Annotated in this window: 15 protein-coding genes; 9 read left to right on the plus strand and 6 right to left on the minus strand. The window is 63.4% G+C overall.

Annotated elements, in window-relative coordinates; translation table 11 throughout:
- Positions 1–29 precede the first annotated feature (29 nt).
- The 4 genes from Bsp3421_RS04475 to Bsp3421_RS04490 all read right to left on the minus strand — a co-directional run bounded on the left by Bsp3421_RS04475 (position 30) and on the right by Bsp3421_RS04490 (position 3,364).
- The gene (locus Bsp3421_RS04475) at positions 30–743 is read right to left on the minus strand and encodes an ABC transporter permease (RefSeq protein WP_273997138.1); all 714 of its coding nucleotides are present in this window, start codon (positions 741–743) and stop codon (positions 30–32) included.
- Positions 740–1,429: an ABC transporter permease gene (locus Bsp3421_RS04480; protein WP_273997139.1), complete on the minus strand. Its 690-nt coding sequence runs from the start codon at positions 1,427–1,429 to the stop codon at positions 740–742. The genes Bsp3421_RS04475 and Bsp3421_RS04480 overlap by 4 nt, the downstream gene beginning before the upstream one ends.
- A 54-nt stretch (positions 1,430–1,483) precedes the next feature.
- Positions 1,484–2,257 carry an ABC transporter substrate-binding protein gene (locus tag Bsp3421_RS04485; protein WP_273998278.1) on the minus strand — a complete coding sequence of 258 codons (774 nt, stop codon included), beginning with the start codon at positions 2,255–2,257 and terminating at the stop codon, positions 1,484–1,486.
- Positions 2,258–2,920: 663 nt separating this feature from the next.
- The gene (locus tag Bsp3421_RS04490) at positions 2,921–3,364 is read right to left on the minus strand and encodes a hotdog fold domain-containing protein (RefSeq protein ID WP_273997140.1); all 444 of its coding nucleotides are present in this window, start codon (positions 3,362–3,364) and stop codon (positions 2,921–2,923) included.
- A gap of 132 nt (positions 3,365–3,496) precedes the next feature.
- Between Bsp3421_RS04490 and Bsp3421_RS04495 the strand changes: the two genes are divergently transcribed.
- Positions 3,497–4,126, plus strand: a complete 630-nt coding sequence (locus Bsp3421_RS04495; protein ID WP_273997141.1) for a TetR/AcrR family transcriptional regulator — start codon at positions 3,497–3,499, stop codon at positions 4,124–4,126.
- A gap of 136 nt (positions 4,127–4,262) precedes the next feature.
- On the opposite strand, the gene Bsp3421_RS04500 is transcribed toward Bsp3421_RS04495, so the two are convergent.
- Positions 4,263–4,895: a helix-turn-helix transcriptional regulator gene (locus Bsp3421_RS04500; protein WP_273998279.1), complete on the minus strand. Its 633-nt coding sequence runs from the start codon at positions 4,893–4,895 to the stop codon at positions 4,263–4,265.
- A 179-nt stretch (positions 4,896–5,074) separates the two neighbouring features.
- On the opposite strand from Bsp3421_RS04500, the gene Bsp3421_RS04505 reads away from it, so the two are divergent.
- From Bsp3421_RS04505 to Bsp3421_RS04535, 7 genes are all read left to right on the plus strand, one after another.
- Positions 5,075–6,187 (plus strand): asparaginase, encoded by a 1,113-nt coding sequence (locus tag Bsp3421_RS04505; RefSeq protein ID WP_273997142.1) that lies wholly within the window; start codon positions 5,075–5,077, stop codon positions 6,185–6,187.
- A 97-nt stretch (positions 6,188–6,284) separates the two neighbouring features.
- A complete protein-coding gene (locus Bsp3421_RS04510; RefSeq protein ID WP_273997143.1) occupies positions 6,285–6,695 on the plus strand; it encodes a RidA family protein in 411 nt (136 codons plus the stop codon).
- Positions 6,696–6,724: 29 nt separating this feature from the next.
- Positions 6,725–8,038: a dicarboxylate/amino acid:cation symporter gene (locus Bsp3421_RS04515; protein WP_273997144.1), complete on the plus strand. Its 1,314-nt coding sequence runs from the start codon at positions 6,725–6,727 to the stop codon at positions 8,036–8,038.
- A gap of 92 nt (positions 8,039–8,130) precedes the next feature.
- Positions 8,131–9,129, plus strand: a complete 999-nt coding sequence (locus Bsp3421_RS04520; protein WP_273997145.1) for an ornithine cyclodeaminase family protein — start codon at positions 8,131–8,133, stop codon at positions 9,127–9,129.
- A complete protein-coding gene (locus Bsp3421_RS04525; RefSeq protein ID WP_273997146.1) occupies positions 9,126–10,097 on the plus strand; it encodes a threo-3-hydroxy-L-aspartate ammonia-lyase in 972 nt (323 codons plus the stop codon). Before Bsp3421_RS04520 ends, Bsp3421_RS04525 begins: the two co-directional genes overlap by 4 nt.
- Positions 10,094–10,573 (plus strand): YbaK/prolyl-tRNA synthetase associated domain-containing protein, encoded by a 480-nt coding sequence (locus Bsp3421_RS04530; RefSeq protein WP_273997147.1) that lies wholly within the window; start codon positions 10,094–10,096, stop codon positions 10,571–10,573. The genes Bsp3421_RS04525 and Bsp3421_RS04530 overlap by 4 nt, the downstream gene beginning before the upstream one ends.
- Positions 10,564–11,286 carry an HAD family hydrolase gene (locus Bsp3421_RS04535; RefSeq protein WP_273997148.1) on the plus strand — a complete coding sequence of 241 codons (723 nt, stop codon included), beginning with the start codon at positions 10,564–10,566 and terminating at the stop codon, positions 11,284–11,286. The genes Bsp3421_RS04530 and Bsp3421_RS04535 overlap by 10 nt, the downstream gene beginning before the upstream one ends.
- 75 nt (positions 11,287–11,361) lie before the next feature.
- Here Bsp3421_RS04535 and Bsp3421_RS04540 read toward each other — a convergent pair whose 3' ends face one another.
- The gene (locus tag Bsp3421_RS04540) at positions 11,362–12,321 is read right to left on the minus strand and encodes a LysR substrate-binding domain-containing protein (protein ID WP_273997149.1); all 960 of its coding nucleotides are present in this window, start codon (positions 12,319–12,321) and stop codon (positions 11,362–11,364) included.
- A gap of 184 nt (positions 12,322–12,505) precedes the next feature.
- Between Bsp3421_RS04540 and Bsp3421_RS04545 the strand changes: the two genes are divergently transcribed.
- On the plus strand, positions 12,506–13,639 hold the full coding sequence (locus Bsp3421_RS04545) for a M20 aminoacylase family protein (RefSeq protein WP_273998280.1): 1,134 nt from the start codon (positions 12,506–12,508) through the stop codon (positions 13,637–13,639).
- Positions 13,640–13,715: the final 76 nt, after the last annotated feature.

Genomic DNA, 13,715 nt, shown 5'->3' on the forward strand with positions numbered 1-13,715 from the left:
TCGTGAATCGGGTAAGGCCGGCCCGGTCGTCAATGGCCGCGCGGCGCCAGATAGGCAAGCCAGCGCATCTCCAACCTGCGGAACATCCAGATGAGCGCGAAAACGACCGCCGCATAGAGCAGCGCCGCGATGCCATACGCCTGGAACGACATATAGGTCGCCGAATTGACGTCGCGCGTCACCTTCAGGATGTCGGGCACCGTCGCCGTGAAAGCGAGCGTCGTCGCATGCAGCATCAGAATCACTTCATTGCTGTAGCTCGGCAGGGAGCGACGCAGTGCGGAGGGCAGGATGATCCTCGTATAGAGCTTGAAACGCGACATCCCATAGGCGACGCCCGCCTCGATCTCGCCCACGGCCGTCGACTTGATCGCGCCCGCGAAAATCTCCGTTGCATACGCGCACTCGTTCAGCGTGAAGGCGAGCAGCGTGCAGTTCATCGCGTTGCGAAAGAACGTATCGAGCAGCACGTGGTTGTGCACGACCTGCAGGCTGTAGATGCCCGTGTAACACATCAGCAACTGCACATACAGCGGCGTGCCGCGGAAGACATAGGTGTAGAGCCATACCGATCTCGACAGCCAGCGATTGCTCGACGCTCGCGCGATCGCCAGCGGGATGGCGAGGCAGAAACCCAGCCCGATCGACACCACCAGGAGCCACAGCGTAATGGCCAGGCCGCTGAGGCGATAGCCGTCGGTATACAGATAGCTTTGCCAGTACTGGCGAACGATCTCGATCACAATGAGAGCCTCCGGACGCCGACTGAATAGCGCTTTTCGAGGTGATACAACACGACATTGGACACGGTGGTGATCGCAAGATAAATCGCCCCCGCCGCCAGCGTGAAGAAGAAGAAATTCAACGTACTCTTGCCGGCATCCTGCGAGGCTTTCACGATATCGGCCAGACCGATGATCGACACCAGCGCCGTCGCTTTCACGAGCACCTGCCAGTTATTGCCGATGCCGGGCATCGCGAAACGCATCATCTGCGGAAACAGAATGCGCCGGAACACGCGCCAGCCGCTCATGCCGTACGCGAAGCCGGCTTCGATCTGGCCGCGCGGCACCGACAGGAATGCGCCGCGGAACGTCTCGGTGAAGTACGCCCCGTAGATGAAGCCGAGCGTCAACACACCCGCGACGAACGGATCGATGTCGATCTGGTCCCAGCCGACCAGATCGGTGCAATGGTTGAGCAGGATCTGTATGCCGTAGAACAGCAACAGCATCAGCACGAGATCGGGTACGGCGCGGATCAGCGTCGTATAGAACTTGCCGAGCGTCGCCAGCGCGCGGTTCGTCGACAGCTTCGCGGCGGCACCGGCGAGCCCGAGCACGAGCGACGCGGCAAGCGACAACACCGCGAGTTTCACGGTCTCGACCGTGCCGGCCCACAGCAGCGGGCCAAATCCTTGGAAGATCATGTCAGCGCATCCAGAAAGAGACAGGCGCCCGCGGCCGCAGGCGGCGCAATACGGTCAGCTGCCGTAGACGTCGAACGCGAAGTACTTCTTCTCGAGCTTCTTGTACGTGCCGTCCTTCACGATGTCGGTGATCGCCTGGTTGATCTTCGCTTTCAGATCGGTGTCTTCCTTGCGCAGGCCGATGCCCGCGCCGCTGCCCAAGGTCTTCGGGTCGACGATATCGCCGCCGGCGAACTGGAATCCGGCGCCGCGCGGCGTCTTGAGGAACCCGACATCGGCTTGCACCGCGTCCTGCAGCGCCGCGTCGAGACGGCCGGAGATCAGATCCTGGTAGACCTGATCCTGATTCTGGTACGGCACGACCTGCACCCCGTTCGGCGCCCAATGCGCTTTCGCGTAGGCTTCCTGGGTCGTCCCTTGTTCGACGCCCACCGTCTTGCCTTTCAGCGAGTCCAGGGTCGGCGCCACCGGCGATCCCTTCTTCGCGACGAGGCGAGTAGGGGTACTGAATAATTTGTCTGAAAAATCGATCTGTTCTTCACGTTGCGGCGTCATCGTCATCGACGACAGCACACCGTCGAACTTCTTCGCCTTCAGGGCCGGGATCATGCCGTCGAAGTCGTTTTCGATCCAGACGCATTTCGCCTTCAGGCGCGCGCAGATTTCATTGCCGAGGTCGATGTCGAAGCCGGCGACCTTGCCGTCCGTTCCCTTCGATTCGAACGGCGGATAGCTGGCATCGACGCCGAAGCGGATCGTCGACCAATCTTTCGCATGCACTCCCACGGCGACGCAGGCCAGGACCAAGCTGAGGGCGAGTTTCTTCATGATGTTTCCAGTGATGGCAAAGGAGATTTCGGTTGAGTCCGAACCCGCCTTGGCGATGCGAACCCACGCAACCTGTGCGATGCGCGCACCCGAAAATGGCCGCCCAAGTTGTACATACAACTTTGCCGCCACCACCCTGGTAGGGACAATCCGTATTTATCTCTACTTGTGATGAAGTTGTCTTACAACTGACCATTACACTTGTAAGAGAACTCCGGAAGCGAATTGCACAGGCGCATATTCAAAATAACGGCCGCGGGATCAATCAATCCGATTCCTAAATATCTCGATCGCCCACGCCCAATCCAATGAAGCGACGGCGCTCATTCGACTACTCGTCGCTCGGATGTCGGGATTCGATACGTCGGCATTCGGAAAGGATCGCCGGCAAGACAGCACCACCAACATTGCGTTGGATGGGCGTACCGGCTGAGAGAGGCTTGGCTGAATCCTGATCCCCGTGCGCCGGCACGATCATTGAATCGTGCCGGCCGTCGGTCTTCGAGGTGTGCGCGGGAATGACGACCCGAGCCGTCCTCACACCGCTCTCAAGGAATAAGCATCCGCTGTGCTTGCCGATATCAGCAGGCGCTTTTGCGGGATCCGCTCCTGAAACCCAGGTGGATCATGCCGCACACACAGCGCGCGGCGACGCATGTGAGCTCAGCCTGGCAGCTTGACGTTCATGGTGATGTGCGCGGTAAACACCTTTTGGCCCTCGGTATCCACGATCTCCACCGGCACGACCACATCGCCGCCCGAGGACCAGTCGACGCCGGCGCCATCCGCAATGGCAGTCACGTCTGACTTGGCCTTGGCGAGATAGGCCACCTGCATGCCGCGCGGGATCCATTTCGCGCCCGCCGGAATCGACACTTCAGTCATCAACCCGCCGACCAGTTCCGCCGCGTTGCACAGCGCAATCGCATGCACGGTGCCCAGGTGATTGGTGATTTCGTGACGAAACGGCACGCGCGCCTCGGCGCGGCCGGGCTCCAATGCCACGACCGTCGGCGCGATGGAACCGAAATACGGGGCTTGCTGACACACCAGCTTGCTGAGTTGCTCGGCCCCAGCCATCTTGAAGAAATCGAGAACCTGACTCACGTTCATCTCCTATAAGAACAGAATATTATTCTGTAACGGAATATTGCTCCAATGTAGAATTTCGTGTCAACAGATCGACGGGGTCGTCCACAGTGGCGATGCTCTAAAACCGCAGCCCTATCGGGAGCCAGCTTGTCCGTTCAGACCGTTCTCGAGCGCCACTATCCCGGGCGACGCGCGCAGCTCAAACGCGAGATTCTTGCGACCGCGCTCGATTGCTTCAACACCCAGGGCATCGACACCACCACGATCGAGGTGATCAAGGATCGATGCGAGACCAGCGTGGGGGCGATCTATCACCACTTCACGAATAAGGATGGCATCGTTGCCGCCCTGTTCCATTGCGGACAAGACGATCTGTCCGATCTGACAGCGCGCTATCTGGGGCAGGCAAATTCAGTGCAGGAGGGGATTCAGGCGATCGTCTTTGCCTATGTCGACTGGGTCGTGGCCGAACCGGAACTGGCCCGGTTCAAATTCCGGGCGCACACGTTCCTGTCTCAAGGTCCTTACGGCGCCGAGTTGGCGAGCCGGAGCAAGGAACGGAACAAGACGATGCTCGTCTGGTTTCATCAGCCCGGCCGGCGGGAAGCGTTCACGACATGCCCGCTCGAGTTGCTGTTGTCCCTGCTCGTCGGACAGTCGGAAAGCTATTGCCGCGCCTGGCTGGCCAAACGTGTCCGGACGTCGCCCGCGAAGTACCGTGAAGCCCTCGCCGCCGCTGCATGGCATTCGATCGACGCGGTGTCGTCGCTCTATTGACGGGCCCTGGCTGACTACGCCAATACACGGATCGCAATACAGATGCTGATGCGCCAACGCGGCTGCCCGGGATCCTCCTCGATGCCGTGGTCGGCAAGCATGCTCCAAAAAAATGCCGCGACATGCGGCATTTTTCTTACTTCGCGTCGTTGTAGACAGTCGCTCGCGATACACCCAGGTGTTGCGCGACCGTCTCCATCGACCGTCGCAGATCGAGGTAGCCCTCATCCCTGAGCGCTTGCATCAGCGCCCTGCGTTGGTCGGTGCGCAGCGCCTGGGGTGTCGTCGCGAGCCCGACCGCGAATCGATCGATCCGTTCGCGCAGGGACTCCGCGCTCGATGGGTCAAGCGATTCCTTGGCCCCGTCGCTCCCGAGCGCGGAAAACTGTTCCAGCATGCTGGCGATGCTGCGAAACAGCGTCACGTCGACGTTCAGACAGAGCGCGGCAATGTAGTGCCCATCCGAATCCTTGATGCCGATCGACGTGCTCTTGGCCTGCCGGCCATCCGCGAAACGATTGGCGTAATTGGCCAGAACCTGCGGATACTCGGCATCGGCGATCCGCGCGAGGCCGAGTTCGGTCGCGGGATCGCCGACCTGGCGTCCGGACAGGTTGTTATGTATCGCGAGGATCGCGTTTTTCGGATGAAGGAGGTCGTGAACCACCACCTCCGTGAATGGGGCGAGCGTTTCGCCCAATCCCGCTGCGATGTGCTCGACCTGTTCGAGGATTGTCTGCTGCTCGCGGGTGAGTTTTCTCTTGGCCATTGGACGATTCATCTAGATATCGTCACATTGTATAGCCCCTCGGCGCACGAGGGGAAATTCGCGCAATCCCTTATTTTTACTTAATGTCTAAATATGGACAATGCATCCAGATCTTGCGTCGGCCCACGACTTTCTCGCATACCGCGCTCGGTCCCCGAATCGATACCAGGAGATCTGCCATGCACAAGCAACATCTACGCCGGGACGTCTTGACGCGAGGGCTTCGTACGGCGCTTTTGACGCTGACGATCGGGGCCGTCGCGACAGCGGCCGGCGCACAGCAGCCCGGCGCGAATTCACCGCGCGGCCTGCCGAGGATTCTCGTGCTGGCGACGGGCGGCACGATCGCAAGCACGTCTGATCCGCGCTCGGCGATCGGCTACAACGCCGGCGGCATTCGCGGCGATCAGCTCGTCGCGAGCGTCCCCGGTCTTGGCAAGATCGCGTCCATCCAGGCGGAACAGATTTCGAACATCGGCTCGCAGGACATGAACAGCGCGATCTGGTATCGGCTCGCGAACCGCATCAAGCAGGCCGTCGACCGGAACGAGGCCGACGGCATCGTGATTACGCACGGCACGGACACGATGGAAGAAACCGGCTTCTTCCTCGATCGCGTCCTCTCCACCGGCACGCCGGTCGTTCTCGTGGGTTCCATGCGCCCGGCGGAAGCGGCGAGCGCCGACGGCCCGATGAATCTGTACGAAGCGGTGGAAGTCGCCGCCAGCCCGCAATCCGCCGACCGCGGCGTGCTGATGGTGATGAACGACACGATCAACAGCCCGCGTTGGGCGACCAAGGCCAACACGACGTCGGTACAGACGTTCCGGAATCCGAACGCCGGCCCGCTCGGTTATGTCGACCCCGCCTCGATCCGCTACCTCTCTCCCGCGCCGACCGTTCACAGGAAAGCATTTGGACTGCCAAGCGGCGGGCTGCCCCGGGTGGACATCGTGTATGCGCACGCGGACATGGACGCGACGCAGATCCAGGATGCTGTCCGGCACGACGCAAAGGGCATCGTGCTCGCGGGCGTCGGGGATGGAAACGCGTCGAGGGCCGCGTTGGACGCGATGGAATCGGCCGCGCGTAAAGGCATCGTCGTGATCCGTTCCACGCGTGTCGGCAGCGGCTTCGTCAATCGGAATGTCGAGGTGCCCGACGACAAGCGCGGCTTCGTCGTTTCCCATGACCTGAACCCTCAGAAGTCGCGCGTTCTCGCTCAGTTGCTCATCGCCAACGGCGTGACCTCGCCGGACCAGATCCAGCGCGCTTTCGAGTCGACGTACTGAATCCCGTCTCGTGAGCGGATCGCCTGCCGACCATCGCAGGTGCTTTCCGCGGTTGCCGCCTCTCCCCGATCAAACGCCGTCGCACAGGAGTCAACGCATGTCCATCCAGCCCCGAACTTCCGCCATTGCGTGTGTCAATGCCCCCGACATGACGCCGCCAGCCGGGCACTACTCGCACGTTTGCATCGCGAACGGCTGGGTATTCGTCTCCGGTCAATTGCCGATCGACGCCACGGGCCGGCCGCTGAGCGACGCGCCCTTCGACACGCAGGCGAAGCAGGTGCTGCGCAACGTCGATGCGGCCTTGAAAGCCGCTCGCGTCACGCGTGACGATCTGGTTCAGGTTCGGGTCTTCGTGTCCGACATCGCGCACTGGCCCGCTTTCAACGGGCTCTATGCCGATTGGATCGGCTCCCACCGGCCCGCTCGGGCGGTGGCGGAATCCGCCTCCCTGCACTACGGCGCGGCCATCGAAGTGGAAGCCGTCGCCTTGGCGTCGGCCCGTTGAGACAGCAAAGGATCGAAGGAGGCACCATCATGAAAAAGTGGAAGCTGGCCCATTGGATTCTGCTCGGCATGATCCTCGGCATCGCCATCGGCTATGCCTGCCATCAATATGCCGCGGACGAAGCCGCCGCCAAGGCAATTGCCGCCGACTTCGGCGTGGTGACGACGATTTTCCTGCACATGGTCAAGATGATCATCGCGCCGCTGGTCTTCGCGACGCTCGTCTCCGGCATTGCCGGCATGGACAGCGGAAAATCGATCGGACGGATTGGCGCGAAGGCGCTTGGCTGGTTCATCGCGGCCTCCCTCGTGTCGCTCGGCATCGGCCTGCTGTTCGTCAACATCGCGAAACCCGGTTCCAGCCTCAACCTGCCGCTGCCACCCGCGGATGCGTCGACCCATCTGCAAACGAGCGCGCTCAACGCAAAGGACTTCCTGACGCACATCGTCCCGAGCAGCATGGTCGAAGCGATGGCGAGCAACCAGATCATGCAGATCCTGGTGTTCTCGCTGTTTTTCGGCATCGCGCTGGGAAAGGTTCCGGGAGAATCGGGCGTGGTCCTGAAGCGTGCCGTCGACGGGCTGATGGAGACGATGCTGCGTGCGACGAACGCCGTGATGGCGTTCGCGCCGCTCGGCATCCTTTCCGCCATCGCGGGTGTCGTGACCGTGCAGGGCCTGGGCGTCATCGTCACCTACGGCAGGCTCATCGGCTGGTTCTACGTCGCATTGTTCGCCTTGTGGACGGTGCTCTATTTCGCCGGCCATGCCGCCTTGGGCCGTCGCATGCCTGAACTGATCAGGAAGATTCGCGAACCGATGATGATTGCGTTCTCCACCGCCAGCAGCGAGGCGGCTTTTCCCGTCCTGACGGAAAAGCTGACCGAGTTCGGCGTGCATCGGCGTCTTGTCGGCTTCGTGCTGCCGCTTGGCTACTCGTTCAATCTCGACGGCTCGATGGTCTATCAGGCATTCGCGGCGATTTTCATCGCCCAGGCGTTCGGCGTTCACATGCCCATCGGCACGCAGCTCACGATGCTCCTCATCCTGATGATCAGCAGCAAGGGCATGGCCGCGGTTCCGCGAGGCTCGCTGGTCGTGGTGGCCGCGATCCTGCCGATGTTCCACCTGCCGGAAGCGGGCTTGCTGCTGGTGATGGGCATCGATCAACTGCTTGACATGGGCCGCACGGCCACCAACGTCCTGGGCAACAGCATCGCCAGTGTCGTGGTGGCCAAGTGGGAGGGCGAATTGTCGCCGGCCGGGACGCACGAACACGCTCCCGCGCCGCCGGACACAAGTACTGAATCCGCCCCCGATTACGGGAGCGTTCGGTCCTCCTGATCCGGCGGCGTTCGGTTCATCGATTTGTACACTTTGTCTATTTATGGAAATAATTTATAATCCAAGTCATCCGACCGGAAACACCCACGATCATGCCGACAGACGCAACGCTTCTCCTTCTCGACCGTGATGTTGTGGAACCTGCCTTGCAGGCGGAGCAGGTCACGGCGGCGGTTCGCGAAGCATTCACCCTTCACAGTCGGCGAACCGGCCGAGTCTTCCCTGTCGTGCGCGAGAAGTTGCATACGGGCGGCGTATTCGGCATCAAGTCCGGCGAAGTGGCGAGCCAGGCTCTGCTCGGCTTCAAGGCGGCCGGCTTCTGGCCCGGCAACCGGAACGCCGGCGGTGAACCTCACCAGGCGACCGTCGTGCTGTTCGATCCCGCGACGGGGCGGCCGCTCTGCATCATGGACGGCAACGCGATCACCACCGCGCGCACGGGCGCGGCGGGAGGCTTGGGGCTGCAACGGTTCGCGCGACCGGAGAGTACGCGGATCTGCATTTTCGGCACCGGCGTTCAGGCGAGGGTTCAGCTTCGCTACGCCCTGGAAGGCCTGCGGCACCGCTGCACGGTGCACTACGTGAGCGCGACCGGCGAGCCCGAGCCGGCCTTCGAGGCCGCTTTCCAGGACCGGTGCGCCATCGGCGTCGCGCAAGACCGGAACGATGCCGTTGCGGCCAGCGATATCGTGATCACCGCGACGCCGGGCAACGGCGCGCTGTTCCAGGCCGATGCGGTCCAGCCGGGCACACATCTCACCTGCGTCGGCGCCGACACGGCCGGCAAGCGCGAATTGCCCGATGGCGTGCTGGAGCGTGCGCGGATTTTCGTCGACGATGAAGTTCAGGCGCGCAGCATCGGCGAATGCCAGTGGGCGCCGTCGCTGCCGTGCACGGAAATCGGCGACCTCCTTGCCGGCACGCGTGCCTTCGAGCGGTCCGCGCGCGACATCACCGTGTTCGATATGACGGGCCTGGCGTTGCAGGACCTCACGGTTGCGCGCTTTCTGTACGAGCATGCCAAGGACAACCATCTCGGAACGTCCATCGCATGGCCTTGGTCAACCTCCTCCCTTTCGAGTCCGACATGACGACTTTCGCGCTTCCCACCTACGCCGACGTCGAGGCGGCTGCTTCGCGGATCGCCGGCGTGGCGCATCGCACCCCGGTTCAGACCTCGCGCATGCTGAACGAAATCATGGGCGCGCAAGTGTTCTTCAAGTGCGAGAACTTCCAACGCATGGGTGCGTTCAAGTTTCGCGGCGCGTTCAATGCGCTCGCGCGATTTTCGCCCGAGCAGCGCAAAGCCGGCGTGGTCGCGTTCTCATCGGGCAACCATGCCCAGGGGGTCGCCCTGTCCGCGAAAATTCTCGGCATTCCCGCGACGATCGTGATGCCGCATGATGCGCCCGCGACGAAAGTGGCGGCGACGAAGGGATACGGGGCGCAGGTGGTCGTGTACGACCGCTACACCGAGGATCGCGAAGCGATCGGCCGGCGTCTCGCGGACGAAAACGGCCTCACGCTGATTCCGCCCTACGATCACCCGGACATCCTGTCGGGACAGGGTACGGCTGCGAAGGAACTCTTCGAGGAGGTGGGCCCGCTCGACAACCTGTTCGTGCCGTTGGGCGGCGGTGGCCTGCTGTCGGGCAGCGCGCTATCGACCCGTGCCTTGGCGCCGCACTGTATCGTGTACGGCGTCGAGCCGGAGGCCGGCAGCGACGGTCAGCGATCGTTCCGGAGCGGCGAAATCGTTCATATCGAGACGCCGAACACGATCGCGGACGGCGCGCAGACCCAGCATCTCGGAAACTACACGTTCGAGATCATCAAACGCGATGTGAATGACATCCTGACGGCGTCGGATGCCGATCTGGTGAACGCCATGAAGTTCTTCGCCGCCTACATGAAGATGATCGTGGAGCCGACCGGGTGCCTGGGGCTCGCGGCTGCCTTGAATGCGAAAGACGCGCTCAAGGGGAAACGCGTCGGCGTGCTGGTCAGCGGCGGCAACATCGACCTTGCGCGTTTCTGCGCGTTGGCGGCGCAAGCATGACGGCCACGGTGTTCGACACGCTGGTTGCCTTGCTCGAAGACGAAGCGGCCCGGTTCCGCGTCATCGCGCATCCCGCGGAGGGGCGGTCCGATCAGGTCGCCGCCGTGCGCGGCACGGCGCCGGGGCAGGGGGCGAAAGCGATGCTCTGCAGGAGCAGGGACGACGACGGCACGCTGGTCCTTGCGATCCTGCCGGGCGACAGGAAACTCGACTTCAAGCGGGTGGCCGCCGCCGCGGGGATCAAGAAGGCGACGCTTGCGTCGCCTGAAGAAGCGCAACGGGAGACGGGCTGCGTCATCGGCGCCATCCCGCCTTTCACGTTCTCGCCGGCCATCACGCTGATCGTCGACCCCGAACTGGTCGAACGTTTCGACGAGATCGCCTTCAATGCCGGTCGGCTCGACCGCTCGATGGTGCTCGATTCGGCCGACTACGTGCGGATCGCCAAACCACTCCTGCGATCGCTATGCGCCTAGGCAAGGTATCGGCCATCTCGTTCGATCTGGACGACACGCTCTGGTCCTTCAGGCTCGCGGTCGAGCGTGCGGAAATCGCCCTCCACGCCTGGCTGCTCGAGCACGCTCCGGGAACAGCCGCCGTGCTGCGAAGCGGGCGGACGCTTGGAACGCTTCGGGATCAACACGCGCGCTTGCATCCGGACCTGGCGGGCAACTACCGGGCTTTACGCCTGGGCTCGATCCGGCTCGTCCTGGAACTGGCGAACGAGGACGTCGCGCTTGCCGAGGACGCATACCGGATCTTCTATGCGGCGCGGCAGAAGGTCGAATTCCATGAGGACGTCCGGCCGGCGTTGACCTGGCTGGGCGCCCGATTCCCCCTCGCGGCGGTGACGAACGGCAATGCCGACTTGAAGCTGACCGGTTGCGACGAATTCTTCCGAATCCATTTGGCTGCCGATACCTTCGGTTGCGCGAAACCCGATCCCCGCATCTTTCTGGAAGCGGCCAGGCGGGCCGGCGTGCAGCCCGACACGGTGCTGCATGTCGGCGATGACTTTGACCTCGACGTTCTAGGCGCGCTGAATGCCGGCCTCCAGGCAGCCTGGATTGTTCGCGAAGGCGGGTCCGAGGCGAAAGCCGCACCCCGCCAGACCGCGCGTCCGTATTCGACGATCCGGAGCTTGTCGACGCTGTGTCGAGCCTTGAAGGGCCCTCTCTCGCCGCGCTGAACCCCGGAAGCTGAACGCAGCCGATCGATTGAGTGCGTGTGTCGAATGCGCCACATGCTCGACGTTCGACGGCGGCTACACCCGCAGCGTCAGCGTGCGAAACAGTGCAAGGTCCTCCTTGCGTGCGGATCGCGCATGCCGGCGGATCACCTGCAGCAGGCACTCGATGAAACAGCGCGCGGCGTCGCTCAACGTGCTGCTGCGGCGCATGACGATTCCGAGGTCGCGCGGCTCGAACGTCTCCTGCAACGGCACCGCGCGCATCCGTTCGCCGAACGGCGGCACGGCCGCGAGAATCGTCGGGCACCACGTGCACATGCCGGCCTGTTCGAGCATCGTCTGCAACATCGCGACCGACTGCGCGCGAACGATGCGCCGTTCGTCGATCCGCGCGCCGTGACGCGTGAACAGGTAGTCGACGAGCGCGGCCTGCCCGTCGGCCGCGAAATTCAGCACCCAGTCGTTGTCGAGCAAGTCATGGATCGACCGCGCGCGTTCGAGCGGATGGCCGGCGCGCACCATGACCGACGTCTCGTAGCGCAGCATCGGCTCGAAGGCGAATTCCTGCGTGCCGCCGGGCTGCACATGTCCGAGCGCGAAATCCATGCTGCCGTCGCGCAGGAGCGGCTGTGCGACGGCCATCAGCGCTTCGTAGAGTTCGAGGCGCACGTCGGGCATGCGTTCGCGAAACCGCAACACCGCCTCGGCAAGGAACGTCACCGTGAGCCACGGCGTGACGCCGATGCTCAGTCGGCCCTCGATGCGGCCGCGCATCCGTTCGAGATCGCTCTGCGCGTGTTCGAGTTGCTTCAACACGAGCTTCGCGTGCGTGAGCAGTGTCTTGCCATATTCGGTGAAGCCGATGCCTTCCGGCGCGCGCACGAGCAGCGGCAGGCGTTCGCTCGCTTCCAGCTCGCGCAGCGCCCGCGTGACGGCCGCCTGCGACAGCCCCAGTGCGCGTGCCGCACCGCGGATGCTGCCCGCCTCCGCGCTCGCGACGAGTGCCTGCAACTGATGCAGCTTCATGGTGCTCATGGCGTAATACCCGACAACCAAAGGTTGTCATCATAACGAAAGCGCGGCTGTTCGACGCGATTTTCGCTGCATACGATGCGGCCACGATCGGTCATGAGGGCGATCGGCGACCGAAGCGTGCAAAGGAGAATCGGGGTTGGACCAGAAACCTATCCTGCCGGAAATAGCGGCCATCGAGGCGGAGATGATTGCACTGCGCCACCGGCTCCACGCGCATCCGGAACTCGGCTTCGAGGAACACACGACGAGCGACCTCGTTGCCGGCTGCCTGACAACGTGGGGGTATCAGGTCACGCGCGGGCTCGGCGGCACGGGCGTGGTCGGCACGCTGACGCGCGGCCCCGGGAAGCGGCTCGGGTTGCGCGCCGACATGGACGCGCTGCCGATCCAGGAGACGACCGGGTTGCCGCATGCCAGCCGGCGCGATGGCGTGATGCACGCATGCGGCCACGACGGCCATACGGCGATGTTGCTTGCGGCCGCCTGCTGCCTTGCCGGACGCGCGCACTTCGACGGCACGTTGAACCTGATTTTCCAGCCGGCCGAAGAAGGGCTCGGCGGCGCGAAGCGGATGATCGACGACGGGCTGTTCGCGCGATTTCCGTGCGATGCGGTATTCGCGATGCACAACGTGCCCGGCCTGCCGGCCGGCGTGCTCGGTTTCTGCGACGGCCCGGCGATGGCATCGGCCGACGAGGTGCTCGTGCGCGTGATCGGACAAGGCGGGCACGGCGCCGCGCCGCACATGACGATCGATCCGGTGGTCGTGTGCGCGTCGATCGTGATGGCGTTGCAGACGGTCGTGTCGCGCAACGTGAATCCGCAGGACCTGGCAATCGTCTCGGCCGGCTCGATTCACGCGGGCACGGCTTCGAACGTGATTCCGCCGCATGCGGAACTCGCGCTCAGCGTGCGCGCACTGTCATCGGACGTGCGTGCTCTGCTCGAGCGGCGCATTCGCGCGATCGTGCACGGGCAGGCCGCGAGTTACGGCGCCACGGCCGAGATCGACTATCGACACGGCTATCCGGTGCTCGTCAATCACGCGGCGGAAACGGCGTTCGCGCGCGACGTGGCCCGTGAATGGGGAGGCGACGCGGCGTTGATTCCGCATTTGCGGCCGATCGCCGCGAGCGAGGATTTCGCGTTCATGCTCGACGTGTGCCCCGGCAGCTACCTGTCGATCGGCAACGGGGTCGGCAACGACGACGGCGCGACCGGATGCGGGCTGCACCACCCCGGCTACGACTTCAACGATACATGCCTCGCGACGGGCGCGAGCTACTGGGTCGCGCTGGCGGAGCGGTATCTCGCGTGATGCGGCACGCGCGAATAACCGGCGCCCGACGCGCCGGACCATCTCGATTCACGATTCACGATTCACACGAGGAGAC

This window comes from Burkholderia sp. FERM BP-3421 (assembly GCF_028657905.1).
In the GTDB taxonomy this organism is placed as follows: domain Bacteria; phylum Pseudomonadota; class Gammaproteobacteria; order Burkholderiales; family Burkholderiaceae; genus Burkholderia.